At 68.6% G+C, this 25,639-nt stretch carries 22 protein-coding genes and 1 pseudogene; 10 read left to right on the forward strand and 13 right to left on the reverse strand.

All coding sequences use genetic code 11. The annotated features are described in order from the left end of the window. The first annotated feature begins 11 nt into the window (after window positions 1-11). The 6 genes from F1734_RS25695 to F1734_RS25720 are packed head-to-tail and all read left to right on the forward strand — an operon-like array spanning window position 12 to window position 6,820. Window positions 12-1,772, forward strand: coding sequence for an ATP-binding protein (locus F1734_RS25695; protein WP_203011999.1), 1,761 nt, complete (start codon window positions 12-14; stop codon window positions 1,770-1,772). After that, the gene (locus F1734_RS25700) at window positions 1,769-2,083 is read left to right on the forward strand and encodes a hypothetical protein (protein WP_203012009.1); all 315 of its coding nucleotides are present in this window, start codon (window positions 1,769-1,771) and stop codon (window positions 2,081-2,083) included. Before F1734_RS25695 ends, F1734_RS25700 begins: the two co-directional genes overlap by 4 nt. Further along, window positions 2,080-3,711, forward strand: a complete 1,632-nt coding sequence (locus F1734_RS25705) for a VldE C-terminal domain-containing protein (RefSeq protein WP_203012010.1) — start codon at window positions 2,080-2,082, stop codon at window positions 3,709-3,711. The genes F1734_RS25700 and F1734_RS25705 overlap by 4 nt, the downstream gene beginning before the upstream one ends. A gap of 14 nt (window positions 3,712-3,725) precedes the next feature. Next, entirely contained in the window at window positions 3,726-4,274 is a 549-nt protein-coding gene (locus F1734_RS25710; protein WP_203012012.1) for a hypothetical protein, read from the forward strand. Window positions 4,275-4,286: 12 nt separating this feature from the next. Continuing rightward, window positions 4,287-6,281 carry a type IV secretory system conjugative DNA transfer family protein gene (locus F1734_RS25715; RefSeq protein ID WP_203012014.1) on the forward strand — a complete coding sequence of 665 codons (1,995 nt, stop codon included), beginning with the start codon at window positions 4,287-4,289 and terminating at the stop codon, window positions 6,279-6,281. A gap of 2 nt (window positions 6,282-6,283) precedes the next feature. Then, window positions 6,284-6,820 (forward strand): DUF4913 domain-containing protein, encoded by a 537-nt coding sequence (locus F1734_RS25720; RefSeq protein WP_029547239.1) that lies wholly within the window; start codon window positions 6,284-6,286, stop codon window positions 6,818-6,820. A gap of 90 nt (window positions 6,821-6,910) precedes the next feature. On the opposite strand, the gene F1734_RS25725 is transcribed toward F1734_RS25720, so the two are convergent. The 4 genes from F1734_RS25725 to mobF form a co-directional block, all read right to left on the reverse strand. Further along, entirely contained in the window at window positions 6,911-7,699 is a 789-nt protein-coding gene (locus tag F1734_RS25725; protein ID WP_029547238.1) for a DUF6036 family nucleotidyltransferase, read from the reverse strand. Beyond that, entirely contained in the window at window positions 7,696-8,046 is a 351-nt protein-coding gene (locus F1734_RS25730; protein ID WP_029547237.1) for a hypothetical protein, read from the reverse strand. Before F1734_RS25730 ends, F1734_RS25725 begins: the two co-directional genes overlap by 4 nt. Before the next feature lie 333 nt (window positions 8,047-8,379). Beyond that, window positions 8,380-9,498 carry a hypothetical protein gene (locus F1734_RS25735; RefSeq protein ID WP_203012016.1) on the reverse strand — a complete coding sequence of 373 codons (1,119 nt, stop codon included), beginning with the start codon at window positions 9,496-9,498 and terminating at the stop codon, window positions 8,380-8,382. A 48-nt stretch (window positions 9,499-9,546) separates the two neighbouring features. Then, the gene (gene mobF, locus F1734_RS25740; protein ID WP_203012021.1) at window positions 9,547-13,824 is read right to left on the reverse strand and encodes a MobF family relaxase; all 4,278 of its coding nucleotides are present in this window, start codon (window positions 13,822-13,824) and stop codon (window positions 9,547-9,549) included. A 251-nt stretch (window positions 13,825-14,075) separates the two neighbouring features. Here mobF and F1734_RS25745 point away from each other — a divergent pair, with 251 nt between their 5' ends. From F1734_RS25745 to F1734_RS25755, 3 genes are read left to right on the forward strand one after another with little or no spacing between them, the layout of a single operon-like run. Next, window positions 14,076-14,648 carry a hypothetical protein gene (locus F1734_RS25745; RefSeq protein WP_203012023.1) on the forward strand — a complete coding sequence of 191 codons (573 nt, stop codon included), beginning with the start codon at window positions 14,076-14,078 and terminating at the stop codon, window positions 14,646-14,648. A 13-nt stretch (window positions 14,649-14,661) separates the two neighbouring features. Next, entirely contained in the window at window positions 14,662-15,231 is a 570-nt protein-coding gene (locus F1734_RS25750) for an HNH endonuclease (RefSeq protein ID WP_006553202.1), read from the forward strand. Between the two features lie 44 nt (window positions 15,232-15,275). Then, entirely contained in the window at window positions 15,276-15,446 is a 171-nt protein-coding gene (locus F1734_RS25755; protein ID WP_017681369.1) for a hypothetical protein, read from the forward strand. Between the two features lie 138 nt (window positions 15,447-15,584). On the opposite strand, the gene F1734_RS25760 is transcribed toward F1734_RS25755, so the two are convergent. From F1734_RS25760 to F1734_RS25780, 5 genes are all read right to left on the reverse strand, one after another. Next, window positions 15,585-16,583, reverse strand: coding sequence for a DUF4192 domain-containing protein (locus F1734_RS25760; RefSeq protein WP_006553201.1), 999 nt, complete (start codon window positions 16,581-16,583; stop codon window positions 15,585-15,587). A 558-nt stretch (window positions 16,584-17,141) separates the two neighbouring features. Then, window positions 17,142-17,759, reverse strand: coding sequence for a recombinase family protein (locus F1734_RS25765; RefSeq protein ID WP_006553200.1), 618 nt, complete (start codon window positions 17,757-17,759; stop codon window positions 17,142-17,144). 128 nt (window positions 17,760-17,887) lie between these two features. Continuing rightward, the gene (locus F1734_RS25770; RefSeq protein ID WP_006553199.1) at window positions 17,888-18,424 is read right to left on the reverse strand and encodes a PaaI family thioesterase; all 537 of its coding nucleotides are present in this window, start codon (window positions 18,422-18,424) and stop codon (window positions 17,888-17,890) included. A gap of 22 nt (window positions 18,425-18,446) precedes the next feature. After that, complete coding sequence (locus F1734_RS25775) at window positions 18,447-18,896, reverse strand: universal stress protein (protein ID WP_006553198.1); 450 nt, start codon at window positions 18,894-18,896, stop codon at window positions 18,447-18,449. A gap of 12 nt (window positions 18,897-18,908) precedes the next feature. Continuing rightward, entirely contained in the window at window positions 18,909-20,480 is a 1,572-nt protein-coding gene (locus tag F1734_RS25780; protein ID WP_039583601.1) for an MFS transporter, read from the reverse strand. 129 nt (window positions 20,481-20,609) lie between these two features. On the opposite strand from F1734_RS25780, the gene F1734_RS25785 reads away from it, so the two are divergent. Next, entirely contained in the window at window positions 20,610-21,278 is a 669-nt protein-coding gene (locus tag F1734_RS25785; RefSeq protein ID WP_006554624.1) for a TetR/AcrR family transcriptional regulator, read from the forward strand. 23 nt (window positions 21,279-21,301) lie between these two features. Here the strand turns inward: F1734_RS25785 and F1734_RS25790 are convergent. From F1734_RS25790 to F1734_RS25805, 4 genes and pseudogenes are all read right to left on the reverse strand, one after another. After that, window positions 21,302-21,871, reverse strand: a pseudogene (locus tag F1734_RS25790) (Tn3 family transposase); the annotation flags it as partial. A 441-nt stretch (window positions 21,872-22,312) separates the two neighbouring features. Further along, window positions 22,313-22,786 carry an ATP-binding protein gene (locus tag F1734_RS25795; protein ID WP_006554626.1) on the reverse strand — a complete coding sequence of 158 codons (474 nt, stop codon included), beginning with the start codon at window positions 22,784-22,786 and terminating at the stop codon, window positions 22,313-22,315. A 208-nt stretch (window positions 22,787-22,994) separates the two neighbouring features. Continuing rightward, window positions 22,995-24,089, reverse strand: coding sequence for a recombinase family protein (locus F1734_RS25800; RefSeq protein WP_006554627.1), 1,095 nt, complete (start codon window positions 24,087-24,089; stop codon window positions 22,995-22,997). A gap of 182 nt (window positions 24,090-24,271) precedes the next feature. Further along, on the reverse strand, window positions 24,272-25,633 hold the full coding sequence (locus tag F1734_RS25805) for a dihydrolipoyl dehydrogenase family protein (protein WP_006554628.1): 1,362 nt from the start codon (window positions 25,631-25,633) through the stop codon (window positions 24,272-24,274). Window positions 25,634-25,639: the final 6 nt, after the last annotated feature.

Here is a 25,639-nt window from a genome sequence, read left to right on the forward strand (position 1 = left end):
GGGCTATAGGCATGAGTGCACGCAACGCCACGAGATCGTCGCGGCTGCTCACAGCGGAGAAGATCGCCAAGACTCTGCTGTCGGACGACGAGCTCTCCCGCCTCGAAGAGCAGGCCGCCACCGCAACCGGACTCACGAAGGCATGGAAGAAAAGCCTGGTCACCCGCCAGTACAGTCGCCGGGCGACGGTGGAGCGGTTGACCCGAATCAACACCGACGGCTTCGACCGCCAGGTCGCCGATCTCGACGCCCGCGGGTTCGACGGGGCCGGCGGGGGACGGATGTCCACGGTGATGCCCCCGGTCGAATACCGCGGCACGAGTGTGCAGGTCGCCGGGATCTACCCGTGGATCGTCGGCGCGAAGGCCCCGCTGCTGGGCACCCCGCTCGGCCGGCACCTGACCACCGGCGCCGCCGTCGGGTTCGATCCGCTCTACGCCTGGAAGATGAAGGCGATCACCGCCCCGTCCTGTTTCATCTGCGCCCTCAACGGCTTCGGCAAATCCACCCTGCTGCGCCGGATCGCTTTGGGGGACATCGCCCGCGGCACGCTCGTGCTCGTGCCCGGTGACGTCAAGCCGGACCTGCGGGTACTCGCCGAGCAGGTCGGCGGGCAGGTCAGCGAGGTCGGTTACGGCACCGGCGCGATCAACCCGCTGGGCCGCGGCCCGATCGGCGACGCGATCGAACAGCTCCCCGACGGCTCCCTCGAACGGGACAAGGCCGAGTTCGCGCTGCACGCCCGCCAGCTCAACATGCTCTGCGCGCTGCTCGAGATCGTCCGCCGCGGCCCGCTGAAGGACTTCGAGGAAACCCTGCTCGCCTCGGCGATCCGGCTGCTCTACGCACCGGGCTCGCAGTTCGACAACGACCACGCTGCTCGGATCGAGGACCTGCTGACGCTGATCTCGACCGGCCCCGAGGAGCTGAGGGACGACGCGGTGGCCGACACCGCCGAGGAATACCGCGGTCAGATCAAGCCGCTGTTGCGCTCGCTGCGCGCGTTGGTCAAGGGCCGGTTCGGGGAGACCTTCAACCGGCACAGCACGGTTCGGATCGATATCACCAAGCCGATGGTCGATTTGGACATGTCCTCGGTGCCGCCGGGGGACGAGTTGATGCGGGCGGCGGTGCTGCTCGCCGGGTGGAACGAGGCGTTCGCGGCGGTGGAGGCGGCGCACATCCTGGCCGACAACCAGGTGCCCGGCGCGAAGTCGATCGCGGCGCACATCATCTTGGACGAGGTGTGGCAGGTGATCGCGACCGGCAGCTCGGCGGTGGCGCGTCTGGATGCGGTGCAGCGGTTGCAGCGGTCGATGGGTGTGGCGATGACGCTGGTCACGCACTCGCTCGCGGACTTCGAGAAGGTCGGGGCGCTGGGCATGATCGAACGCTCCCGCGCCCGGATCGTCGGCCCGGTTCCCGAGGCCGAACTCGACCGCCTCGGTAAGTTCATGAAGTTCTCGCAGGCAGAACGGGCGATGGTCACCGGCTGGGCCAACGACAGCACCTCCTCGGTGGACGAGAAGAAGACACTGCGCCAAGCCCGCCGCAAGGCGCTGGCCTCGGCTGACGGTGCTCCCGGCGTGGCGGACAGCACGCGCACCGCCGCCGGTGTCGGGCATTTCCTGCTCAAGCTCGGCGAAGGCGCAACACCGGGCACCCCGTTCAAGGTGTGGGTGCCCCAGGCGGAGAAGGACTCCGGGATTCACGACACCGATGCCCGTCTGCGGGCCGCCGACGAAGACCGGGGCACGGAGTTCGCAGCATGAGCCGGCGTGGCCGTCCCGGCACTCGCCGGTACACCCTGGTCGATGACCTCACCCGTGAGGCTGCGATCGAGACGGTCCTGGGGCGCATGAAGGCCGGGGACAGCTTCACCGCCGCCACGCGAGCAGCCGCTGCCCAGCTCGACGTCGCGGAGACGACGGTGCGGGGCTGGGTCACCCGCTCCGGCCGACGCCCCCGCCGCACCGAACGCGACGTCGCCGCCCTGGAGGCGGAGCTGGCGATGGCGCAGGAGCTGAACCGGGCGTTGGTGCGCAAGCACGCAGCCCTCGCCGAGGATCTGAGTCTGCGGTGACCGACAAGGGGGGCACCGGGCTGATCGCGCTGATCCTGGCGCTTACGCTCATTCCGTTCTTCCTGCTCCTCGTGCTGGTGACGGGGATCCAGGACGAACAAGACCGCGAGAACGGCACGACCTGCCTCGGCCCCGGTTCGGGTGTGGGGTCGGGGGACCGGCTCGCACCGAGGGGCTCGTTCCTCAAACCGGTCGATCCCTCCGCCGTCACCCTCACCTCCGGGTTCGGTGAGCGGTGGGGGACCCAGCATCAGGGCATCGACCTGGCCGGCGCCGTCGGCACCCCCATCTATGCCTCGGCCGACGCGGTGGTGCGCCATGCCGGTCCCGCCTCCGGGTTCGGGCAGTGGGTGGTCCTCGACCATGTGCAGGGTGGGCAGCTGGTGTCCACCGTGTACGGGCACATCGACACCTACACCGTCGAAGTCGGTGAGCAGGTCCGCGCCGGTCAGCAGATCGCCACCCTCGGCAACCGGGGCCAGTCGACCGGCCCGCACCTGCACTGGGAACTCTGGCCCGGCGGCTGGGGCACCGAAGCGGTGGATCCGCTGCCGTACTACGAAGCCGCCCCCGCCCCGGGACAGTCCTCGGCCGGGCCGACCACCCCGGTGCCGCCGGCCCCGTCCCAGGGGAATCTGGCGCAGCCGTTGCCGCCGTCGGCCGGCTCCGAGCAGGGCCTACAGGTCGATGCAAAAAAGGTCGCTCGCGCAGCCCACCTGACGTTCGGCGACCGGATCGGGGGTATCGGCGGGTGGCGCGCCGACGGCGGCTACGCCACCGACCACACCGAAGGCCGGGCCATCGATGTGATGATCCCGCACCACCGCTCCGGCGACGGGGTGGCCCTCGGGGACGAGATCACCGACTACATCCTGGCCAATGCGGAGTTCTTCAACGTCGAATACGTGATCTGGCGGCAGACCTACTACCCCGCCGGCGGTGCCCCGAGCCAGATGGAGGACCGCGGCAGCGAAACCCAGAACCACTACGACCACGTGCACATCAGCGTCCGGGGTCAGGGCACCGACGAGAGGTTGGTGTCGTGGGGATCGCTGCCCGGCGGCCGCGGCAACGCCACCGCCGCGGCCGCCGACTGCCTCATCTCCGGCGAAGGCATCGGCGACCGGCTCGCCGACGGCACCGTGCCGGACGAGTTCGCGCCGTGGCTCGAGCGGGCCGGATCGCTCTGCCCGCAGATCACGCCGTCGCTGCTCGCCGCCCAGCTCGCCGCCGAGAACGGCTTCCGCCACGGCACCGACGCTCCGGTGTCGGTGACCGGGGCGAGGGGACCGGCGCAGTTCATGCCCGGCACGTGGGCGTCCTACGGCCAGGACTACGACGGCGACGGGAAGGTCGATGTGAACAGCATCGGCGATGCGGTCATGGCCCAGGGCCACTACATGTGCACCATCGCCGCCACCATTGACGACGCGATCGCAGACGGGGTGGTCTCTGCACCGAACGGGCGCACCGAGCTGTACCTGGCCGGCTACAACGCCGGCGAAGGCGCGGTCCTGGCCTCCGGGGGCTTCCCGACCGGGCACACCGACTACGTGGTCCAGACCCGCCCCTACGCCGACACGATCATCGCCGCCGAGCCGCAGTACCGGGCGATGGGCAACCAGTGAAAAGAGGTAAGCCGGTGAGGATCACACGCATCACCGTCGCGGCGGTGTGCACCGCGGCCGCCGCCGCGTTGGCGGGCTGCGCCAGCGACGCCGACGACCAGCAGCACAACCGCGTCGGCAGCGACGACCACCAGGTGATCGAGCCGCTCTCGCCGCAGCAGATCGATGCCGAGCAGACCGCGATCACGGCCATGCAGATGATCCTGTCCTGGCAGCCCGCAATCGACGAGAGCAAGGCCGACGCGCTGCTCCGGGCGACGGCGTATCTCGGCGGGGACCTGCTCGCCGTCGCCGAATCCGGCACCCGCGCCGAGGTACGCCCGGATGCGGACTGGCAGCAGTGGGCGGCGTCGAAGGACGCGGTGGCCGCGACCTGTGTGCGGGCCGACTCGACCCCGGCCGCCCCCGACGGGATGCGCACCCTCGTCATCGACCTCACCTGCACCCAGACGGTGCTGCACGCCAGCGAGCGCAGCACCCGCCTGACACCCCAGCTCTGGCGCACCACCACCGTCCGCACCGACGACGGGTGGCGCCTGACCGACTACCGATTCCAGCAGTAGAGGCGGACGAACATGGCACAAGCGCGACGCGATCGGCCCCGCTCCTCCTCGGGCGCCGACGAGGTGTTCCTCACCGCGTTTCCTTTCGTCGCTGTGGCGGCGTATCTGCCGACGATCGCCTACAACACCGGCGGGGGAGAAGACCCGACCTGGAATCCGATCGGCCTGCTGTTCGCCCTGGCGTTCGGGGCGACGAGCTGGCCGGCCGGGGCGACGACCGTCCTGATTCTCGAAGTGGTGCTGGTCGCGGCGGTCGCCGGGGCCGGGTGGTGGGCGCTGCGCCGGTTCGGGGTGCTCGAGACGCTCGAGGGCAAGCAGTTCGAGAAGCGCATCGATCGCCTCGCTCGCACGATGGTCGATCCGCGGGAGGTCGACGAGGCCGACCCGACGTACCTCGCCGCCTCCACCGACCGGCTCGCCCCGGCGATCCCGGCGACCCATCCCGGCTATCTCGGTATCCCGCTCGGGCACACCGTGGTCGGGGGTCGCACCCTGCGGATGACCTGGGAATTCGTGGCCATCGCGTTCGCCGGCGCCCGGATGGGCAAGTCCGCATCGTTCGCTATCCCGGCGATCTGTCACGCCCCCGGGGCGGCGCTGGTGGCGTCGAACCGCGGCGACGTGTACTCGCACACCGTCGGTCTCCGCCGCGGGTCCGGGCGGGTGTGGGTGTTCGACCTCCAGGGCGTGAGCACCGGTAACCGGCAGCAGCGCGCGAGCTTCTGGTTCAACCCGCTGCGCACCGTCACCGACCTGCCTTCTGCTGCGGCGGTGTGCGGCTACTTCATCTCCGCCGCCACCGACGCCGGTGCCCGGGTCGATGCCTACTTCGACGGCAACGCCCGCGACCTGTTCGCCTCCTACCTGCTCGCCGCCGCGCTGGCCGGCGGGGACATCCGGCACGTGGTCGAGTGGCTGACCCACACCCAGTCGCAGATCCCCCCGGCGGTGCTCGAGCAGCACGGCTACCCAGAGTTGGCCCGCACGATGCGCGGCAAGCAGGCCGTCAACGCCAAGCAACGCGACGGCTTCTACGACATGGCCCGGCGCTTTTTGTCCCCGTTGGACGAGCCTCGCTACGCCGACGCGGTCCTGCCGAACCGCCGGGTCGTCATCGGCACCGACACGAACGGCCGGGTCACCATCACCGACGGCGAGCACGTGCACGACCTGCCGGAGTTCCTCGCGGAAGAGTTCGCCCGCCGCACCGACACGATGTATGCGCTGTCGAAGGACGGGCCCGGCTCGTCCTCCGCGATCTCGAGTGCCCTGGTCGGGCAGATCCTCACCGGCGCCGAGGAGTACTCCGAGCAGCAGGACTCCGAACGGATGCCGCTCCCGCTGACGGCGGTGCTCGACGAGGCCGCGAACATCTGCAAGCTCGAGGACCTGCCGCGCTGGTACTCGCACTTCGGCGGCCGCGGGATCATCCTCATCACCTTCTTCCAGTCCCCCTCCCAGGGCGAGAAGGTCTGGGGCCGCGAAGCGTTCAAAGCCATGGTCGATGCGTGCAGCGTCATCTGGTACGGCGGCAACGTCGACGACGACGGGTTCCTGTCCGGCCTGGTCGATGCCGTCGGCACCCACTACGTCGACACCGAATCCCGCAGCCGCCCCGCCGGCTTCTTCTCCAGCAGTCAGGCCAGCGTGTCGAGCAGCTGGCAGAAGGAAACCATCTTCGAGAAGCGGGACCTGCGGGCACTGCCGAAAACCCGTGCCCTGGTCACGATCGGTGGCTCGACTCCGATCCTGGTCCGCAAAGCCTTCTGGGGTGACTCCCCGTTCGCGGAGGCGATCCGCCAGTCCACGAAGGACAGCAAGAATCGCGGGCTCAGCGAGCAGAAGTCGCTGCCCGTCGGCTCCTCCGACCGGCCGGTGGCCGACCGTCCCTCACCGACAACAGGCGACGACACCTGGCCGGATCACGCACCGGTTGCCGGCGAACCCGCCGTGGAGTCCTCCCGCACCGCTGCCCTGTTTACGTCCGAATTCATGTCGAAGGAATGAGCATGGTGAATCTGCCCCGAACGACCGACGATCGCTGGGACACCGGCAACGACGCCGGGGACGGAACCCACGACGAGACGACCCCGCCCCCGGCGGCACCGGCCTTCACGCCGCAGCCTCGGACACCGGCCGCCTCCGAGCCCTCGCCCGAACCCGAGCAGGAGAAGAAGGAGCCAAAGTACGCGAACGTCGTCGAGTTCGTCAACGGCTTCTTCCTGCCGGTGATCCGACGCCGGATCAGCGACAACGACGGCGGCCTGTCCTGGGACCCACGGTGGTGGGCCTACCCCGAGGTCGTCGCCCGCCTGACCGCGCTGCACCAGGCATGGGAAGAAGCACGAACCTCGGACTCGATGTCCGCCATGTCCTCGTGGTGGATCCAGCACCTCGAACCGCACCTGCGAGTCATCCTCGACGGCGACACCGGACCGATGGCCAACGCCAAAGCCGACCGCAGCTTCATGGGCTGGCCGGCCATGCCCTCCGATGCCGTACCGGCAGCGGTCCTCGACGCAATCTCGAGGCAGAACGAAAGATGAGAGCAGGATCGAGCGTAGGTAGTTCCTTCGTGCTGCCTCTCACGTATCCGGTTGATGCCGAACACAGCGGCCTCGCCGTCGGCGAAGCCGTCAACGCGACAGGTCGGGCCCTACCTCCCGTGCGGGGCCGTCATCGGCAGGCTCAGGTCCCGCACTGTTCGGCTCTCGGGTCCTCCGACTCAACATCTGCTTGATCGGGCGCGGATGCCCGAGGAATGCAGCCGCGATGTCGGGTCCAGCCGTCGGCGGTGACGTGGGTGTGGCGGCGCTTCCGTCGGACTGCACCACAGGCGACCTCGACAGATACTCCAGCCAGCTCTGAGCCCTGGCGAGGGACCGTTCCTTGTCTTCGGTGTAGGTCGTCGGCCAGTCGATGCCGCCAGCGATCCGGGCCTGGATGTCGGCAGCCGTCACCAACTGTTTCGCTACGAGTGCCGCGACGAACTCGTAGTCCTTTTCTCTGCCGGCGATCGTCTTGGCCACGCACAGATCCACCGGGTCCAAGCACAACCCGGTCCGCCCGTACAGGCTGGATGCGTCGTCGTCGACAACGAAGTGGACGAGCCGATTGTCCCAGTTCGTCGGCAGGACCACGACGTCCTTGTGGATACCTTCGACGTAGAAACCGAAGGCAGTGTGGAAAGGGGAGTCCTCGCCGAGCCGGGCATCGAGCAACAGAAGTTTGTCCTCGACCGAGGGCGGGTCCGTGATCCCACTCAACGGCAGGATATCGACTTCACGGGACAGGAAGGTCGCAGGGGGCAGCTCATCGGTGTCGAAGCTACCGAGGATTGATTGAGAGCCGAGGACGATCACACGCGGCTCGTCGAGATTGGCGCACGCAGCTTTGATCGCGCGACCGAGTTCTTCCCGATTCACCGTGTCGTGCCGGCTTTGAACCGGGTTCCGAACTCGGTGAGCACGCGTCGGCGTTCGTCCTCGCTGAGCAGCACCGACAGCGGGGACAGATTCCGCATCTCCCGGCTGGTGTCATCGTCCGACTCAACGATCTTGCGGATACCGTCGATATCGTTGTCGCGGACGATCCTGTCCCAGCGATCGATGTAGCGGTCCATCAGCGGACTGCGGTTGACCTGTCGGCGGATCGTCTGGAGGCTGCGGCGCACGGGTTCGGTGTCGATCGAGATGCCGCTGGTCACGATCTTGTCCAGGACCGCGGACTGCACGAGCTGTTGACGCAGGGTCTTCGGCGTGACGACGCTCATCTGTCCCACCCCTACTCTGACTTCCCACACTCGGCCCTGGCCCTTCCCATGATAGGGGGACTGTACAGCCGTTTCATGTCCACCTCGGTGTGCCGAAGCAGGTCTGAGCTCCCCGCCGCCACAGGACACCGGAGCGTCCTTTCTCCGAATAGGAGCGCACATGGACTCCAACGCGCGCGAAGGCGAAGCCGTGGCCATTCTGGAGAGCGAGATGCTCAGACTCGTAGCGGCCACTTCCTCTACAGATTGATGGCACTCGCTGAGCGATCCAATCAGGCTCGCGCAGTCCTGCCCTCGGTTCCGGATCTGCCCGGCACGGCATAGCCATCACGATCAGCAACTGAGTGTTGCTTCCTGGCTGTGTTCGATACCCATCGCGGGAACAAACGCGGCCTCGTTGGTGTGGTCGGGTCGGCGTTCGATGTTGAGCATCTCGGCCACCGACCGGGGGTGACTGCTCATCGCAGCACCGATCGCATCGAGCAGTTCCTGACTGAGCTGGTTCAGGTTGACCGGCGACAGGGGAGGGGCGACTTCGTCGTCACCGTTGATCGGGCCGACCGCGGTGGCCAGACCCCGGCCGGCGGACTCGAGCACCGCCCCGATCCTGCCCAGATCCCCACGGTCCGTGGGTGCGGGCTCGTCGACCCGTTCGAGCTGGTCGGACACATCCGCTTCGTGGCCTTCGACCACCGGTTCGGTGCGTGTATCGGGGCCGCCGGGCGCGAGCGAACCGTCCGCGGCCTTGTCGAAGTTCATCTCTACGGTGTCGGCGTCGGCAGCGCGGGCGAAGGATTCGACAACTGAGGCCGGCACGTCCGCGGTGGGTTCGACCACCGCGAGGTGCTGGGCGGACAGGTCGGCGAGCTTGTCGAACGACGGCACACTCTTGGCCGCAGCGTAGCTCAACGCGACCGCCGCAGCGGCGTCGAAGACACGCTTGTCGCTGTTCCGGTCGGCAGCCTGTCGCTCGGCAATGAGCCGGTCGATCTCGTCCGGGCGCATCTGCACCTGCACGTACCGCTGCTGTTCTTGCCGGTACTGCTGTGCTCGCAGCGCTTCGAGTCGCGCAGCATTCTCCTGCGCCAACCGCTCCCACCTGCGGGTGTTCTGCGCCTGCGCGCCCAGGTGTCGAGTGGTCGCTGCCGCTGCCAGAACCTGGATGGAGGTCTGCTGCGCGGGCTGTCCACGGAACGCACCGAGAACGTCGCGCATCGACTTCGGTGTGGGTGCCGGCCGGCCCTGAGCGCGTCGATTCTCCGCTGCACGGAGAAAACCCACGAGGTCGACAACGTCCTGGGTGGCCTGCGCCCTGGCCGGCCTGCGCTGCGGCACCGCCGGCACACCGGCCGGAGCCACGGTCTCCGAGAACGGCGGAATCGAGGCGTCGGTGGGGTGGGCCGACCGTCCGCGGTTGCGCAGAAACCGTCGCTTCTGGTCGTTGTCCGCCATCGTCCTTCTCCTTGTGCCATTCGGGGTCGGGGGTCGTAGCCGGCGGGCTTACAGTTCCCGTTCTGGACCGTTGTCGTGTTCGAGCGGGTCGCGGTCGATAGGGGCGTTCGCTGCCGAGGCCGCCTGTGTCCGTCGCGGCTCGTGGCCGCCGGTGAAGTCGGTTCCGCCGGCGTTGCGGCGGGCGAGTTCGGCGTCGATCTGGCCGATGATGGTGCGTTCGGTGGCGATCGACTCGTCGAGTCGGGTGATGCGGTCGGTGATCCGGCCGAGGGCCCGCTCGTCGGTGGCGCGGGCGCGGGCCTTGGCAGCTTCGGCAGCCCGGTAGTGCTGGGCGCCGCGTTCGATCACGGCCCAGCGACGCTCGAGTGGTGCCACCTGTTCGGCTGCGGCCACGGCGGCGCGGGCAGCATCGATCTGCTGTTCGGTGGCCTGCGGGGAACGAGTCAGGGCGTCGAGGCAGGCGCGGGCAGCACGCACCGCCGCGATGTTGCGTTCGTCGATCTCGACCTGCGCCAGGGACCGTTCGACGGCTCCGAGCGCGGACGCCTCGCCTCGTGCCCGGTCGAGCTCGTCCTTGGCCAGCGACAGCAGCATCGCGTCTTCGGTGAGCCGGCCCCGGCTGAGCGCCCGTGCCGAATGCAGTTCGGCGTCGGTGTAGCGGGCGTACGGGCCGACCACCTCGTCGATGGCCTGTTCGGGCCGATGCAACCGTGCGATATTCGCGGTGAGGGCTGTCTTCCGGGCTTCGCGGATGTGCGCCATCGGATCGTTCTCGTCGTCGGGTGCGTCGGCCAGCACCCGCGAGATCGCGATCTCCCGCACCGTGGACTCCCACAGTCGCACCCGACGGGGGTCCGTTCCCCGCTGGCCGACGGCGACGATCCACGGTGCGCTGCGTTCGAGTGCGGCGGTGGTGTAGGAGTCGATGAACGCGTGCATCTGCTGCTCGCACGAGCGGGCGTAGGCGGCGAGGATCGGATCGGTGCCGGCGGCAGCGTCGGTCAACGCCGGTATCCGGTAGGCGGCCACCGCGTCGATGCGGCGGCGCGGCAGCCGCGCTCCGTCCTCGGCATCAATGCGCTCTTTCAGGGCGCGGGCGATGACCCGGCCGGGGGAGTTGCGGTCGGTGTCGATCCGGCCGGCCTTGCCTTCGGCGCTCATCACCGAGGCTGCCTGGCGCAGCAGGGCCTCGGTGTCCCAGCCGAACGTTTCCGACTGGGCGACGGAGGTGACGATCTGATCCCACCCGCCGAGGCTGTGCACCCAGCCGAACTGCTCGTCGGTGAGAATCCGGCTGAGCAGTTGCTCGGTGTAGTCCTCGTACAGCTCCCCGACGGCCAACATATAGCTGTTGGTGATCGTCGACCAGGACGCGGCCTTGCGCTGTTCGTCCTCGATCATCTGATGCACGGTGCGCTGCGAACCGTCGCGGGCGATGATCTTCGCCAGCAGACCCATCGCACCGGGATGCTCGTCGGGGTGATGTTCGAAATCCCAGTCGGGCAGCTCGTCGTGGGCGGCGTAGACGATATTGGTGTGCTTGCCGCGGCTCAGCGCCACATACAGCGACTGCCGGTCCATGTTCGCCCCGGCGAGCACGTGGCAGCTTCCCACCGTCATGCCCTGCGAGCGGTGCACCGTGGTCACGTAACCGAGTTGCACGTTGTCGGTGAGGTAGTCGGCGGCGACGGTGACCTGGCCGCCGCTGATGTTGTTGCGCAGCCGCAAAGAGCCGTCGGTGCCGAGCTCGGCCACGGTCCACAGGTCGCCGTTCTTCACCCGGCCCGAGGTGTTGCCGGCGGAGCCGGTCACGACGTACTTCGAGTTGTTCTTGCGGGTGACCACTACGTCCCCGACGGCGGCTTCGAGACCGTCGGCCAGGACGATGCCGGGGCCGGTGACGGTGCCATTGGCGCGGTAGTAGGCGGCGGCCTTCTCGTTGAGTTGGCGCACCAGGTCGTTGGTCGGGGCGACCATCAGGGCGACCTGGCCGGCCTCGACGTCGGCGACGTAGGCGTCGAAGACCAGATCGGCCAGCTCGTGCGCCATGCCCTGCCGGATGCGGTTGTTCTCGTCGTACCACTCGAGCACCGTCACATCGCCGGTGCGCAACCGCAGGCTCGCCTCGGCCTCGCCGTCGGTGGCGAACCGGTGGACTTTGCGCAGGAACGGGGCGTTGGTGCGATCGGCCAGATCCCGCAACACGCCACCGGCTTCGACGGAGGCGAGCTGTTGCGGATCGCCCAGTAAACGCACCACCGCCCCGGCGTCGGTGGCGATGCGCGTCAGGTCGGCCAGGTCGCGGGCCGAGGCCATGCCGGCCTCGTCCACCAGCAGAAGATCACCCCTGCCGATGCCGGTCGGGATGCCGACGCGGTGGCGGGTGAGCACGTCGGCGATGGTGCGTCCCTCCACCGAGATTTCCTCACCGAGCACTTCGGCGGCCCGGGCCGACGGCCCCAGGGCGAGGACGTTTCCGTGGACGGCCTCCCAGGCGCGGGCGATCACGGTGGCCGCGGTGGTCTTGCCGGCGCCGGCCGCCCCGACCGCCACGGCGACACGCGTGCGGGCGGTGAGGAAGTGGGTGATCATCGCGAGCTGATCGGCACCGAGCTCGTGCCCGTTCGCCTGCTCGACCTGGCGCAACGTGCGGCGGATGATCCGCTCGGCCACGGTGTGCACGTCGCCGGTGTCGGCCTGCCGGCGCATGAAGTCCTCGGCGTCGAGAACCGATTGCGCGGTGTAGCGCATCTGCGCGCGATCGACCAGCAGACTGCGCCGCCGCCCCCGCTCGACGCGGTCGCTGATCCGCTCGGGCAGGTGGTATTCCTCGATGTCGAGGGGCAGGCAGTAGTCGCGCAGTGCGAGTTCGAGTGCGTCATCGTGGATGGCGCGCAGCTGCTCGTCGTCGGCGAAACTGAACTCTCGCAGTCGCCTCTCGATCTCGGCGGTCACCGAGAACACCGTCCACGAACCGACCTTGTGCGAGAGCGTGTCGACGACCTCGTTCACCAGAGTGGGCACCTGCTCGGGTGCCAGTTCCGGTCGGCGGTCACGCGCACTGCGGACGGAGTCGACCAGCTCGCCGGGACTGTTCCCGGCGAGAATCGCCTCGGCGCGCTCGCGCCATTCGGCCCGCAGTTCGGCCAACGAGCGGGGTGGGTTCTTGGCGTTGCGGGTGTCGAGGGTGGCCTGTTGCGCGTGGGCGTACTGCACCTTCTTCGGCGGATTCTTGCTGTAGCGAGTCTTGTAGTCGCGGGCCAGCTCTTCCTGGCGTGCCTCGATGGCGGCGCGGCGGGAGAACTCCTCGATGAGTGACAACGGGATGCCCTCGACCTCGTAGACCGGTTGCTTGCCGACCGGCGTATCCGCTCTCGGGGCGAAGGTGACACCGAGCTTGCGGGCCACCAGATCGGCCACGCGGGTGTTGTACTTCTCCGATGCCGCGACGTTCGCCTTGTAGAGAATCGAGCCGTCGATGGTGGTCCAGCGGCCCTCGGCATAGACCCGGTTGAGCACCGCGCTGTGGGTGTGCAGGTTCGGGTCCGCAGCGCGATTGTCGAAGTGGTCGAACCGGGCGATCAGCAGCCCCTCGGCCTTGACCTTGCGCTCGCCGCCCTTACCGCGGCGGGTGTAGATCACCTCGTTTTCGATCCAGGCCAATGCTTCGTCCACGGCCTGCCTGTGCGCTTCTTCGACCGCGGCCTTGACCTCGTCGTCCCCGAGACCCCACAGCAACGAGATCGACTTCATCGGGGTGAACACCAGGTCGTAGCCGGCCACCGGCTGACGGGCCTTGTTGTACTGCTCGGCGACGAACGTCCAGATCTCGTCGTCGCCGAGCAGGTCGGCGCGCTCACCGTTCGAGCGCTGCAGGTGCTTGCGGGCGGTGGCGAACTGGATCGCCTTCTTGGTCTCTGCATCCGGGTACTCGCCGTGCCGACCCTTGTACGCGCTGCACAGGTCCTCGACGTCGTTGACGTACTCCTGGCTGTTCTCGAACCACGAAAACGCCCGCCCGAGAGCGGTGCTTGCGGACCAGTCGAGGCGTTCTTGCAGGAGCGACCCCTTCCCCGGGCGGGTCGCGAAAGCATTTGGGGTACGGGCGGCGCCGAACACCGAACGCATCGCACCCTCGGTGACTTCGGTGCCGACCTCGACACCGACCTTCTCGGCCAACTTCCCGCACCACACCCCCGGTGGGGTGCCCTTGGCGACGTAATAGTCGACCGCATCCGCCTTGCGGGTCTCGGTCGCATCCCCAGCCGCGACATGCTTGGTCAGATAGACATAGCCGTCCCCCGCTTGGAGCTTGTGGACGGTCATCACGGGAGATGATCATGCCATGTCGCAGCTTTAGTGCATGAGGTGTGTGGAGTTTCTCCGGTCGAAGGGAGTTCGACCGGAACTCTGTCGGAACCTCGACGGTTCCGGTAGAGCAGCGGAGCTGTGGGTGTTAGGCAGTGGGGGATGTGTTTTCGTCGGGGAGGTGACCGAAGCGGGTCACATGCCGAGGTGACGACGAACCGGGGCGCGGAGCTCCCCGCGAGCGCGGCGAGCCGATAGACTCCGGGCCTATGGCCACCTCGTCGACGTCGGCAGCGCGCCGATCACTGCGTCCCCACACTGCCCCGAATGTTCGGGAGAACCTGCGGCGCGAACGCGAGCGCGTCCTGGCGCGGCAGGCCGAACTGGAGTCGTTCGCGGCTCCGATCAATGACGCTGCCGCGAAGCTGGCGAAGCTCGATGCGGTGCTCGAGTCCCGGGCGGCCACACCGCGGCGCAAGATCGAGCAGCTGGAGAAGGCACGCGATCGGCGCGTCGCGAAGATCCAGCAGGAGTACGCCGCCAAGATCGAGGCCGTGAAGGCGGAAGCAGAGTCGGCCGGCGTACACCTGACGCCGGAGGAACAGGCGCAGGAGTCGTCGTTGCTACGCGAGTACGCCCTCGCGATCGTGGAGTTCGGCAAGAACGCCTCGGCCGGTGAACTTGCCCCGCTGCTGGGTGTGAGCGCGCGGGAGGCGAAGAAGATCATCGAACAGGCGAAGAGCGACCTGGACACGCCCGACATCCCCGCCTCGCCTGCGGCGTCTGCGCCGGCCTCGGCACCTGGTGCCGGCGACACACAGCCGGTGACCGCAGCATCGTGACGCTGCGCCGGTCATGAGCACCGACAGCGAGCCGTCGCTCGACTTCGGGTTCCCCGAGTGCGACGTCGAATACGTCGCGCCGCAGTCGTCCGACCAACCGCGGCGGGTGCGCGTGGTCGACAACTCGCTCACTCCATCACGGGCGAACGTCGCGGCGTTCTGGGCGAAGGTCGTCAAGTCACCGACGTGCTGGTACTGGGTCGGTGCGATCAGTGCACCCGACGGATACGGGCGATTCAACTTCCAACGCGAGAACCGGCAACGCACGATGCTCGCGCACCGCTTCTCTGTGGAGCTGGTGCACGGGCCCCTCGACCCGAACGTGGTGTGCGAGCACAAGTGCAACGAACCGTTGTGCGTACGCGTCGGCCACGATCACCTCGTGCAGTCCACCCACAGCGAGAACGTGCGCTACGCGATCGCGCTCGGGCGGCTGTCGGGGCACTCACTGCTCGACGGTCAGGGGCGCTCACGCTACGAACGGTCGCTGGCGATCCGTGAGGCGTTGCGGGGCGGGTACGACGAAGATGCACTGTTTCACGCCAAGACCAACCCGGGTGACTGGCAGGGGACACTGTTCTGACAGCAGAGCCGGCCTCGACGGTCGGCGACGGAGAAAGGGCACCGATGGTCCAGCGGTCCGAGGTGGAGAAGCAGTTGTACGACGCGACGAAGCATCTGCACCGGCCGAGTGAGGGTGATCTCGACGCGATCGTCAACGGTGAATGCCCGACACGCCCGGTCCGCGATCGGATCGATGTGGGGTTTGCGACGGACACGGCCGGTGATGTGTGGTGACGGTACGCGCCCGGTTATGGTGGTCGCTGTGAGTCGTGCGTGAACGTCGTCCAGGCTCGATGCCTGAACGACGTTTCTGCGCAACGGGCGAGGCCCCCGGAACTACGGATTCCGGGGGCCTCGCTGTGTGTTGTGCCGTCAGAGCCAATCACTGCTCGGGGCGGGCAGCTCGACACCGAACTTCTCGCGGGCGATGCCGACTCCGGTGCCGGACAGCGTGCGCATCTGCCTCGGGTGCAGCCCCGTCGAGAGTGCCTGCTCGACCAGTCCGAGCAGACGCGTGTCGGACAGGGGATGCCGGGCGGCCTCCTCGCGGGCTGCCTCGAATGCGCACCCGGCGTCCGGTCCCTGGAAGTTCACGTACGCGAAGAACCCGGCGACCGTCAGGGCCGCCACCCGTTCGGCCCCGTACAACTTGCGGGCGACGGCCGCCATCGTCTCGGCCGCGGTGGCCGGGTCGATCACTGCCAGTCCGAGGATCGCATCACGCGCCGTGATGTCGGTGGTGACGAGCAACCCGACTCGCGCTGCGAGTGCGGCCGTCGGCTCCTGGCGCTCGCGGACGGCGTCGGCCAGCTCGCTGATGACGCTGCGCGGGAAGTTCTCCCCCATCACCTCCTTCGTCTTCCGTGCCCGGCGGCGGTCGGTCATCGTCGCGTCGTCACGCCGGTAGCGGGCCACGATCTCCTCGCGGGTGCGGGTGAACTGCTTGCCGGTGAAGACGGTCGCGGCGGCAGCCGCGGTCGTGGCCGGATCGACCACCGTGCCGGTCCCGAACGTCTGCATGTCGGTCCATGTCTGCCCGCCCTCGATACTCGGGGTGTAGTAGATCCCCTGCACCTCGACACCCAGCCCGAGCATCGTCGCGTTCACGCGGTCGCCCTCTGCGATCACCTCGCGGAAGGTGCGTCCCTTCGCCACGACGACGACGATCACTGCGTCGGACTCGCCGCTCCGGGCAATCGTCTCGGCCGTCAGTAGGCGCCCACCCGTCCCGAAGTCGGTGCGGACCATCCATGTGATGCGGCCCGCGCTCGAGAAGACCAGCACGATGGACTGCTCAGGTACGAACGACAGAACGGTTGGGACAGCAGCGATGAGTTCGCCGATTCCCTCGATGTGAATGCGGTCGGACATGGCCTCTCCTCACGGTCGCGGCGGACCTGCGCGGCCCGCCTGATCTTTTGCCCTTCTGGCATGGAGATAACGACCGGCCCAAGGACGCGGAGTGCAACCCCTGGGACGAAAAGTCTCGGGGGAGCGAAGCGGAGGAGAGAGTTTTCGGGCCGTCAGGCCGCGGAGCGCCCAGGGGTTGCGCGCAGCGGCCGGCCGGTCATGATCGGAAGGCCAGAAGGGGAAAGAGAGAGTTCTTTTCAGGGCGGAGCGCAGCGGAGCTCGATTCGGTGGACACCGAAGGTGGCCCGCGAAACCTCCGCGTTCCACCGTCGAGGGGGTAGCCGTAGCATTTGCCGAAAATCGGGCGGATATGGCGTAGTGCCCGGTCGGTGATCCGCTCGGCCTGTTGGGTCGAAACGATCGTCTGTCTCGCCACCGGCTCCTGGCGGGCGCGGCGTATCCGCCCAGCTCGCCGACGATCCGATTCGGGCCAGAACTCGTGTGGGACGTAAGGGCCCGCAACCCAAGGTTGTCAGGAAGTGCAAAGTAGCGGGATCCTGACGACAGGCTGGTGAATTCTCAGGCTCGTGGTGCAGCACTGCTGACGATGCGGTGGATGGTGGAGCGGCCGACGCTGTATTCCTCGGCCAGGTCCGCCAGGCTCGCGTCGTCGGCGGGGTCGTGGTAGCGGCGGTGGATTGTTTTCCGTGCCGTGAGAGGAAGTTTCGGCTGCTTGCCCTTGAGCCTGCCTTTCGCGCGGGCCTTGGCCATGCCCTCGCGGGTGCGTAGGTGGTTGAGGTTGGCCTCGAATTCGGCGACCATGGCCAAGGTTTGCAGGAAGAGCTTGCCGAACGGGTCGTTCCAGTCGTAGATCGAGCTCCCGAGTCCGAACAGCACCTCGCGCTCGCGCAGTTCGGTCAGGGTCTGGCCTGCTTCGGCCATGTTGCGTGCGAATCGGTCGAACTTCGGCGTGGTCAGCACTACCTGTCGCCCGTCGATGGCCGCCGCGGCGGAGGTGACGGCGGCGAGTGCGTTGTCGAGCCCGGCCCGGTTCTTGCGGGTGGTCCCGGAGAACCCTTTGTCGATGAAGATCCGCTCACGCGGCACTCCGAGCGCCAATAGCTGCTCGGTTTGGATCTCGACGTCTTGTTCGTCGGTGGAGCAGCGGCAGTATCCGACGCGGAACGGCTCACCCATGCCGAAAGTGTTCCAGATAGCGGGGGTTGACCGGCACAGTCAGCGGAACACCTCTACGGAACACCGGTGAGCTGGGCCGACGTTGGCTCTGCGTGGTGTTCCGGTGGCCGATCCGGTTACGGAACAGGTCAGGGGGTGTTATCGGTGTGTGGGGGTGTGTTGTGGGTGAGGAAGTGGTTGACGTCGACGGTGAGGAACAGGGCGGTGGCGGTGGTGATCACGTGGGCGTGGTCGTTTTCGATGGTGGCTTGCAGGTGGAGTTTGCGGCCGTCGCGGGCGTGGATGTGGGCGCGGAGGGTGTAAGGGGTGTCGAGCAGGATCGGGGCGAGGTAGTCGATGGCAAGGTGGCGGGTGACCGCGGGTTCCCCGACGGTGTAGAGCAAGAGTCCGAACAGTTCGTCGAGGACGGTGGCGACCGCGCCGCCGTGGGCGATCGCGGGGGCGCCGACGTGGCGAGAGTCGAAGCGGTGGTGGGCGTGGACGCCGTGTGCGTCGCGGCGGGCGCGTAGCTGGTGGCCGTGGGGGTTGGCCGGTCCGCAGCCGAGGCAGTGGTCGTGGTGGGGTGGCAGGTCGGCGGAGTCGGGTGCGAGCACAGGGAAGGCGGGAATCCAGTCCGGGACCTGTCGGGGCTCGGGTGTATGGGTGCTGGGTGTGTTCTCGGTCATGGGCGCTTTCTGTGGGGTGTGTCTACCGTGCGGTGGTGAAGAGGATGTCGCAGTGGGCTTTGCGGGCGAGCTCGATCGGTGGGGTAGTCAGCAGCCGGGCCAGCAGCGGTGGCCGGTGGGGATCGGCGGTGACAATGAGGTCGGCGCCGGTGGCGGCGGCCAGGTGCAGCAGCGCGTGCGGGGCGGGTTCGGACAGGATGTGGGTTTCGATGTCGGTGGCGCCGTGGGCGAGGGCGTGCTGGTGGGCGGTCCGCAGGATGGCCTCGGTGGGAGTGGTGCCGCGTAGCTGGTAGGCGTCGGGTCCGAGCCGGTCGAGGTCCGCCCCGAGCTCACGTGCGTCGATGTGGTGGCGGGCGCAGATGATCAGGAGCCGGGCGTGGGTGGCGTGGGCGAGTTCGGCGGCGTGGTCGACCACACGGTAGGAGCGGTCGGATCCGTCGGTGTCGACGATGATCGTGCGATAGGCCGTCATGACGGGCGTCTTTCACGAGAAGGGAGCGTGTTTTGCGGGGGAAATGGTCGAGATGTATCGGCGGCGTGGTGCGCGGCCGGGGGCCAGTACTGCCAGCACGATCGCCCCGACGGTGGTGAGGGCGGCCAGGGCGAGCGCGGCCTGGCCGCTGCCGTGCACGAACGCGGCCTTGGCGAACTCGGCCAGCGGTGCGGCCACCGGTCCGGCCTGGTCGGCGACCTGCAGCGCCGCGGCCAGGGAATCGGCGACCGGGCCGCGGGCGGGCTCGGGCAACTGGGGCAGGGCGGGCTGGATGCGGTGGGTGTAGCCGGCGGCCAGCACGCTGCCGGCCACGGCGATCCCGATCGCGGCGCCGATCTCGCGGGCGGCGTCGTTGACCGCGGCGGCGACCCCGTGTTTGGCCTCGGGGGTGTCGGCGACGATGGCATAGGTCGCCGGCGCGGTGCACAATCCCAGGCCCGCGCTCATGATCAGCAGCGGCCACAGCAGGTCGAGGTAGTGCGCGGCGAGTGTCAGCCGGCTCACCAGCACCAGCCCGGCGGCGATGGTGAGCAGGCCGGCCACGGTCATCACCCGTAACCCGACCAGGCTCGACAGCCACGGCGCGATCACCGAGATCACGACCAGCGGCACCACCATCGGCGCCAACGCCAGCGCCGAGGCCAGCGGCCCGTAACCGAAGACCAGCTGCAGGTACTGCACAAGCAGCAGGAATACCCCGAAGGTGACCAGGAACTGGATGGTCACCGACAGCGACCCGGCACCGAAACCACGGCGGGCGAACAACCGCACATCCAGCAGCGGCGCCGCCGAGCGCAGCTCGACGACCACGAAGGCCGCCGTCGCGGCCACGCCGACCCCGGCGGCGGCGGCGACGAGCGGGTCGGCCCAGCCGCGCGCGGGGAACTCGATCACGGCGAACACGATCGCCGCGACAGCGACCGCCACCGCCACCGCGCCCACCCAGTCCACCTGCGGATGCTCGCGCTGGCGGGACTCGGCGATGGTGCACGCCAACCCCGCCAGCACCGCCCCGGCCACGGTCAACCCTACGAACACCGATAGCCACGACCATCGTTCGAGCAGCACCCCGGCACCGAGAATCCCCAGTATCGCCCCGGATCCGGCGACCCCGGCCCATATCCCCACCGCCCGGCCGCGATGAGCGGGGGCGAACCCTGCAGTGAGGATCGACAGCGTCGAGGGCATCACCAGCGCGGCGCCTGCCCCGGCCAGCGCGCGCGTCGCGATCAACCAGGCCGGGTCGGACAGCAGCAGCGGCAGCGCCGAGGCGGCGGCGAACACCACCAACCCCACCACCAGCACCACGCGGCGCCCGTAACGGTCACCGACGGCGCCGGCGGGCAGCACCAGACACGCCAGCACCAGCGTGTAGCCGTCGACGATCCAGGTCAGCTGGGCTTGGGTGGCCCCGGTCGCAAGCGCGATCTGCGGCAACGCCGAATACAACGCCGCCATCGCCGCGACCACCAGCGCCACCGCCAGGCACGACACCGCCAGCATCCACCACTGGGCCCTGGTCCAGCGGGCGATCTCGACAGTGTCCGTTCCGGGTGTGGCCACCGGCACCTCCCCGACTTTGAAGACCAACGGTATCTGTACGAGACCATTCGTATCATAGTGGTTGGGGGGTGGGATAGAGTTCACCCATATCAAGAGTTCAACGACACGAATTCGGAGGAAGGCGCGTCCATGACCGACCCAGGCCCGGCGGCGACCGACCCGCTCGCCGCGGACGACGAGCAGGCCGATCCGCGACTGGCGCGCTCACGCAACCGGTTGCTCGACGCGGCCACCCATCTGCTGTCCACCGGCGGTGTCGAGGCGGTCACCGTCGAGGCGGTCACCCGCGTGTCGAAGGTCGCCCGCGCCACCCTCTACCGGCACTTCGGCAGCACCACCCAGCTGCTCGCGGCGACTTTCGAACGACTACTTCCCCAGGTCGACACACCGACCGGCACCGGGCCCGTGCGTGAGCGGCTCCTGGCGCTGCTCGCCAGCCAGGCCGACCTCATCGAACAGGCTCCGGTGCAGATGACCACCCTGGCCTGGCTGGCGATGGGTTCCATCGGCGAGGACCACCCCGACCCGGCCGCGGTCACCTCGCTGCGCGCGCGCGTCATCGAGCAGTACCGCCACCCGTTCGACCAGATCCTCACCAGTCCCGAGGCCCGCGCGATGCTCGGCGAGCTCGACACCACCTTCGCCATCATCGAACTCCTCGGCCCGATCGTGTTCGCCCGTCTCACCGGATTACGCAGCATCGACCACGACGACTGCACCCGGCTCGTCGACAACTTCCTCACCGCCCACCGAACACCCACGCCAGCAGACACCGCTATCGACATCGCCACGCCGTAACCACGGGCCCCGGTTCCGCGCGGTCAGAACAAGGTGTCGCGCACCCGCAGCGGCCGGTACCCGGTCGGGCCCAGCTGGGCCAGCTCGGCGTCGATGTCGACCTCGATCGCGCCGAAGAAGTTGATGTTGGCACTGTGGGCCGGGCTGATGTGGGCCAGGACCTCGTCATCGATACGCTGCCCGGTCCGGCGCATCTGCTCGACAGCGAACCCGTAATACTCTGTGGTCCAGGCGATCACAGCGTTGGTCGTCAAGGTCAGGCACCAGGCCTGCTCGGTCTGGTCCTCGAGGTGGCGCGCCCGGATCATCCCCTCATGGGCATAGAGCAGGTCGCGGCGCAGCGCGTGCAGCGACTCGCCCTTGTTGAGCTGCCGCGAGATCTTGCGCCGGTAGTCCGGATCGGAGAGGTATCTCGCGGCGTAAATGGTGCGCCGCAGCGCCCCGTACTCCTTGAGCGCCGCGGCCAGGGTGTTCTGCCGCCCCGACGCCGACAGCTTGCCGACCAACAGCGACGCGGTGGCGTGCCCGAACTTCAGCGATCCGGCCAACCGCAGCAGATCGTCCCAGTGCTCGGCGATCAAACCCAGGTTCGGCCTCGGGGAACAATGGAACAGCCGTTGGCGCTAAGGACTTGATCTTGGGCGAGGCCGGTCACGTCCGGGCCATCCAACGCAGGTAGATCGGGGGAACATCGGTACAGCGGTTAACGCCAAGCCGGTGATCTTGGTCCGGGGCTGACGGGTCGCCTGGCCGTGCTCGGAGCGTCCCGAAGGGAATCCGCCCAGGTGGTGTGGATGATGAGGCATGGCGTGCGACGAGGACCGTGGCTGGGCTGAGACCACCATCGCTGGGCTGCACGTTCGTGGTGACCGCGTCACCGGGATGCGGCTGCTGGGCTGGGAAGGTGTCCTGCCGCTCTCGGTGGTCAGGACGGTCGTGTCTGCCGACAGGGAAGGCCTTTCGACCTCCCCAGGTGCCATGGCCTTTCCCCGGTCGGCTCCGGATGGCTACCCGCTCGCTCCGGTCTCACGCCGTCATAGCTGACGGCCGGCGGCGTCTCCGCCGGGGTCGTCGGCCAGCACGATCGCGGTGGTGATCCGCTTGCCCACGGGTTCGCGGTGGATGGCGAAGCTCTGGCCGACGGCCATCACGATCTCCAGCCCATGCTGACCGATGCGGGTCGGGTCGGGCGCGAGGATCGCGGGCGGGGTGGGGTTGCTGTCCCAGACGGTCACCTCGATGGCGCCGCCGTTGATCTCCAGAGTGAGCAGGCAGGGGCCGGGCGCGTACTTGCGGGCGTTGGTGACCAGCTCGCTGACCACGAGCTGCACCATGCCCATCGCCCGTGCGGACACCGGCAGCCCGTGTACGGCCTGCACATCGGTGAGGAATCCACGGGCGAGGTCGCGGGCGACGGCGATGTCCTCGCTGCCCTCGAACGCGCCGGAGACCGAGATGACGTCCCCCAGCAGCGAGGGCCTGTCCTCGCCGTCTGCTGTCTGTTCCATGCCGCCCCGCCCCCCCCGTACTCAAACGCGCTGCGGCCCGTTTACCCCCGAACCTTCACATCAGGCGTGCGCGGGCTGGCCTGGGTGTCCCCGGGCGTGTCTGTCTCGTCGTCCTCGGTGCCGTCGGGCCAGCGGCCGAACGGCCCGGCCTGGCCGGGGCCTTGGGCGCCGAGTACGCCGGGCCCCTTCGTGCGGTGCGGCGTGCGGATCACGCGCCCTCCCCTTCGCGTCGGGCCTGCGCCAGCAGCGCCGCCACGACGTCGTCCGTCTGTTCCTCGCTCTGTTCAACGAGCGTGTCCAGCACGCCGTCGCCTTCGAGGACCTGCCGGGTGAGCCGTTCCATCAGCTCGGGGTCGGTGCCGCTGCCGGGGCCGGTGAGGTCCACCCGCATCGGGCGGCGCGGGGCGATGATCTCCGGCCCGGCCGGTTGGCCGGTCTCCTCGGCGTCGGCGAGCGCGCGGTAGACGGAGGCGACGGAGGGGTGCTGTCCGGCGTTCTTCCCGGTCTTGATGGTCAGCTTCTTGGCGATCTCGGGGACGGGCACGCCCTTGTCCTTGAGCGCGCGGGCGAACAGCAGCATGTCGTCGTCGATGACCTTCGGCCGTCCGCCGTGGTTGCCCTTGGTCGCGGCGGCGACCTGGCCTTCCAGGGTCTTCTCCCGGATGTAGTTGCGGTCGAGCTGGGCAGCGACGGCGAGGACGGCGAAGAACATGGCGCCCATGCCGTTGGGGTCGTAGATGCCGGTGAGGGGGCCGGTGAGGAGTTCGAGCTGGACGCCGGCCTTCTGGAGCTGGTTGGACAGGGTCATCAGCTCGGCGGCGTTGCGGGCCAGGCGCTTGAGCTCGTGGACGGTGAGGATGACCTCCTGGTCGGGGGCGGCCTCCTTGATGTCGTACGCCAGCTTCAGCGCCGCCTCCAGCTTTGGCCGCGTCTTCACGCGCGTGCTGATCTTCTCGGAGAAGATCCGCTTGCAGACCGGTTCGAGCGCATCCAGCTGGCTCTGCAACTCCTGCTGCGCGGTCGAGCAGCGCGCGTACCCGATCCGGATCGGCTTGGCCGCCGCGGCGGCCGGCAGAGCCTCGGCGGGCGGACCGGGCTTCCACGGCCGTCCCGGGCCGCGGTCCTCGGGCACGAGGACGTCGAGTTCCTCGCGGAGCGCGGGCACGAGGATGAAGCGGGCCGTGTGGTACTTCGTCGCGGTCTTCCCGCCGCGCGTGCGGCAGGCACTGCCCGCCGGGGCTTCACACTTCGGACAGTCGTTTCGTTCTACCGCGTTTGCGGCTTGATCGGGCGTCAGATCCACCCCGGAAGTCTGTCAGAACTGTCTCGCACAACGTGCGGGTTCTGAGAGGACTTCTGCGAACGGCGACCTGCGGAAACGTGATCCACTTCGGGCCTCTCGCAGAACTCTCGCAACTGTTCATTTATGAGAGACCCCCAGGGTGATCCTGCGCCGGCTGCCCAAGCCGAGCGCGGGCCGTCTCGCTATCGGGTGAGGTCACGGGTGAGGCGTTCGGCGGCTTGGGCGTACGCCTCGTTGTAGGTGGGGAACTGCGCGATGGACTCGGTGAGGGCCTCCAGGGGCAGGCGGTGGCGGATGGCCAGGGCTGCGGTGTGGATCCATTCGCCGGCCTGGGGTGCGATGGCCCAGGCGCCGATGAGGGTGCGGCGGTTGCGGTCGGCGATCAGCCCGAGGGTGCCGGAGGGGTCTTTCTGGTAGGTCCAGGGGCGGGCGATGGCGTCGGCGAGGGCGAGTTCGGTGGTGGCGGTGTCGATTTCTTGGTGGCGGGCCTGTTCGGTGGTGAGGCCGACGGCGGCGATCTCGGGTTCGGTGAAGATGACGCGGGGGACTGCGGTGTAGTCGGCGGGGCGAGGGGTGCCGAGGATGGCGTCGGTGACGATGCGGGCCTGGTACTTGGCGACGTGGGTGAACATCGCTACGCCGGTGACGTCGCCGAGCGCCCACAGTCCATCGGTCAGGCGGCCGTGTGCATCGACGGCGAGTTCACCGCGGGAGCCGGTCTGAACACCGGCATTTTCCAGGCCGAGTCCGCGGGTTCGGGGGGTGCGGCCGGCGCCGAGGACGATGACGTCGGTGCGCACGGTGGTGTTGTCGTCGAGTTCGACGACCGTGTCCGTGCCGTCGCGGCGGGCGGCGCGGGCCTGGGTGTTCAGGCGGATGTCGATGCCGTCCGCAGCCAGGTGCTCGGCGGCGATCTCGCCCAGGCGGGGCTCTTCGCGGCCCAGCAGCAGCGGGCCGCGCTGGACGACGGTGACCTGGGTACCCATGCGGGCGAGGAACTGGCCGAGTTCGGCGGCCACCGCGCTGCCGCCGATGATCAGGGCGCGCTGGGGTATGTCGGTAAGGGTGGTGGCCTCCCGGTTGGTCCACACCGGTACCGTCTCCAGGCCCTCGATGGGGGGCCGGGTGGCTTCGGAGCCGGTGGCAAGGATGATGTGTTCGGCAGTGAGCTGCCGGCCGTCGACGTCGACGTGGCCGGGGCCGGTCAGGCGGGCGGTGCCCTTGATGACCGTGGCGCCCTGCTTGCGGTAGCCGTCGGCCTGGGCGGAATCGTCCAGGTGGCGGATCATGTAGTCGCGGTAGTCGCGTACCTGCGGCCAGTTGAGGGCGGGCCGCTCGAGACCGGCGGTGTGGGTGGCTTCCGCGCGTGCCTCGGTGGGGCGGAGCAGGGTCTTGGAGGGGATGCAGGCCCAGTAGGCGCACTCTCCGCCGATCAGTTCCTGTTCGATGACGGCGACGCGCCGGTCTGCGGCCAGTAGCCGTGAGGCGGCTACCTCCCCGCCCGGCCCCATGCCGATCACAATGGCGTCGAAGTGCTCGCTCATGATCCT

This window comes from Rhodococcus ruber (assembly GCF_016804345.1).
Classification (GTDB): domain Bacteria; phylum Actinomycetota; class Actinomycetes; order Mycobacteriales; family Mycobacteriaceae; genus Rhodococcus; species Rhodococcus ruber.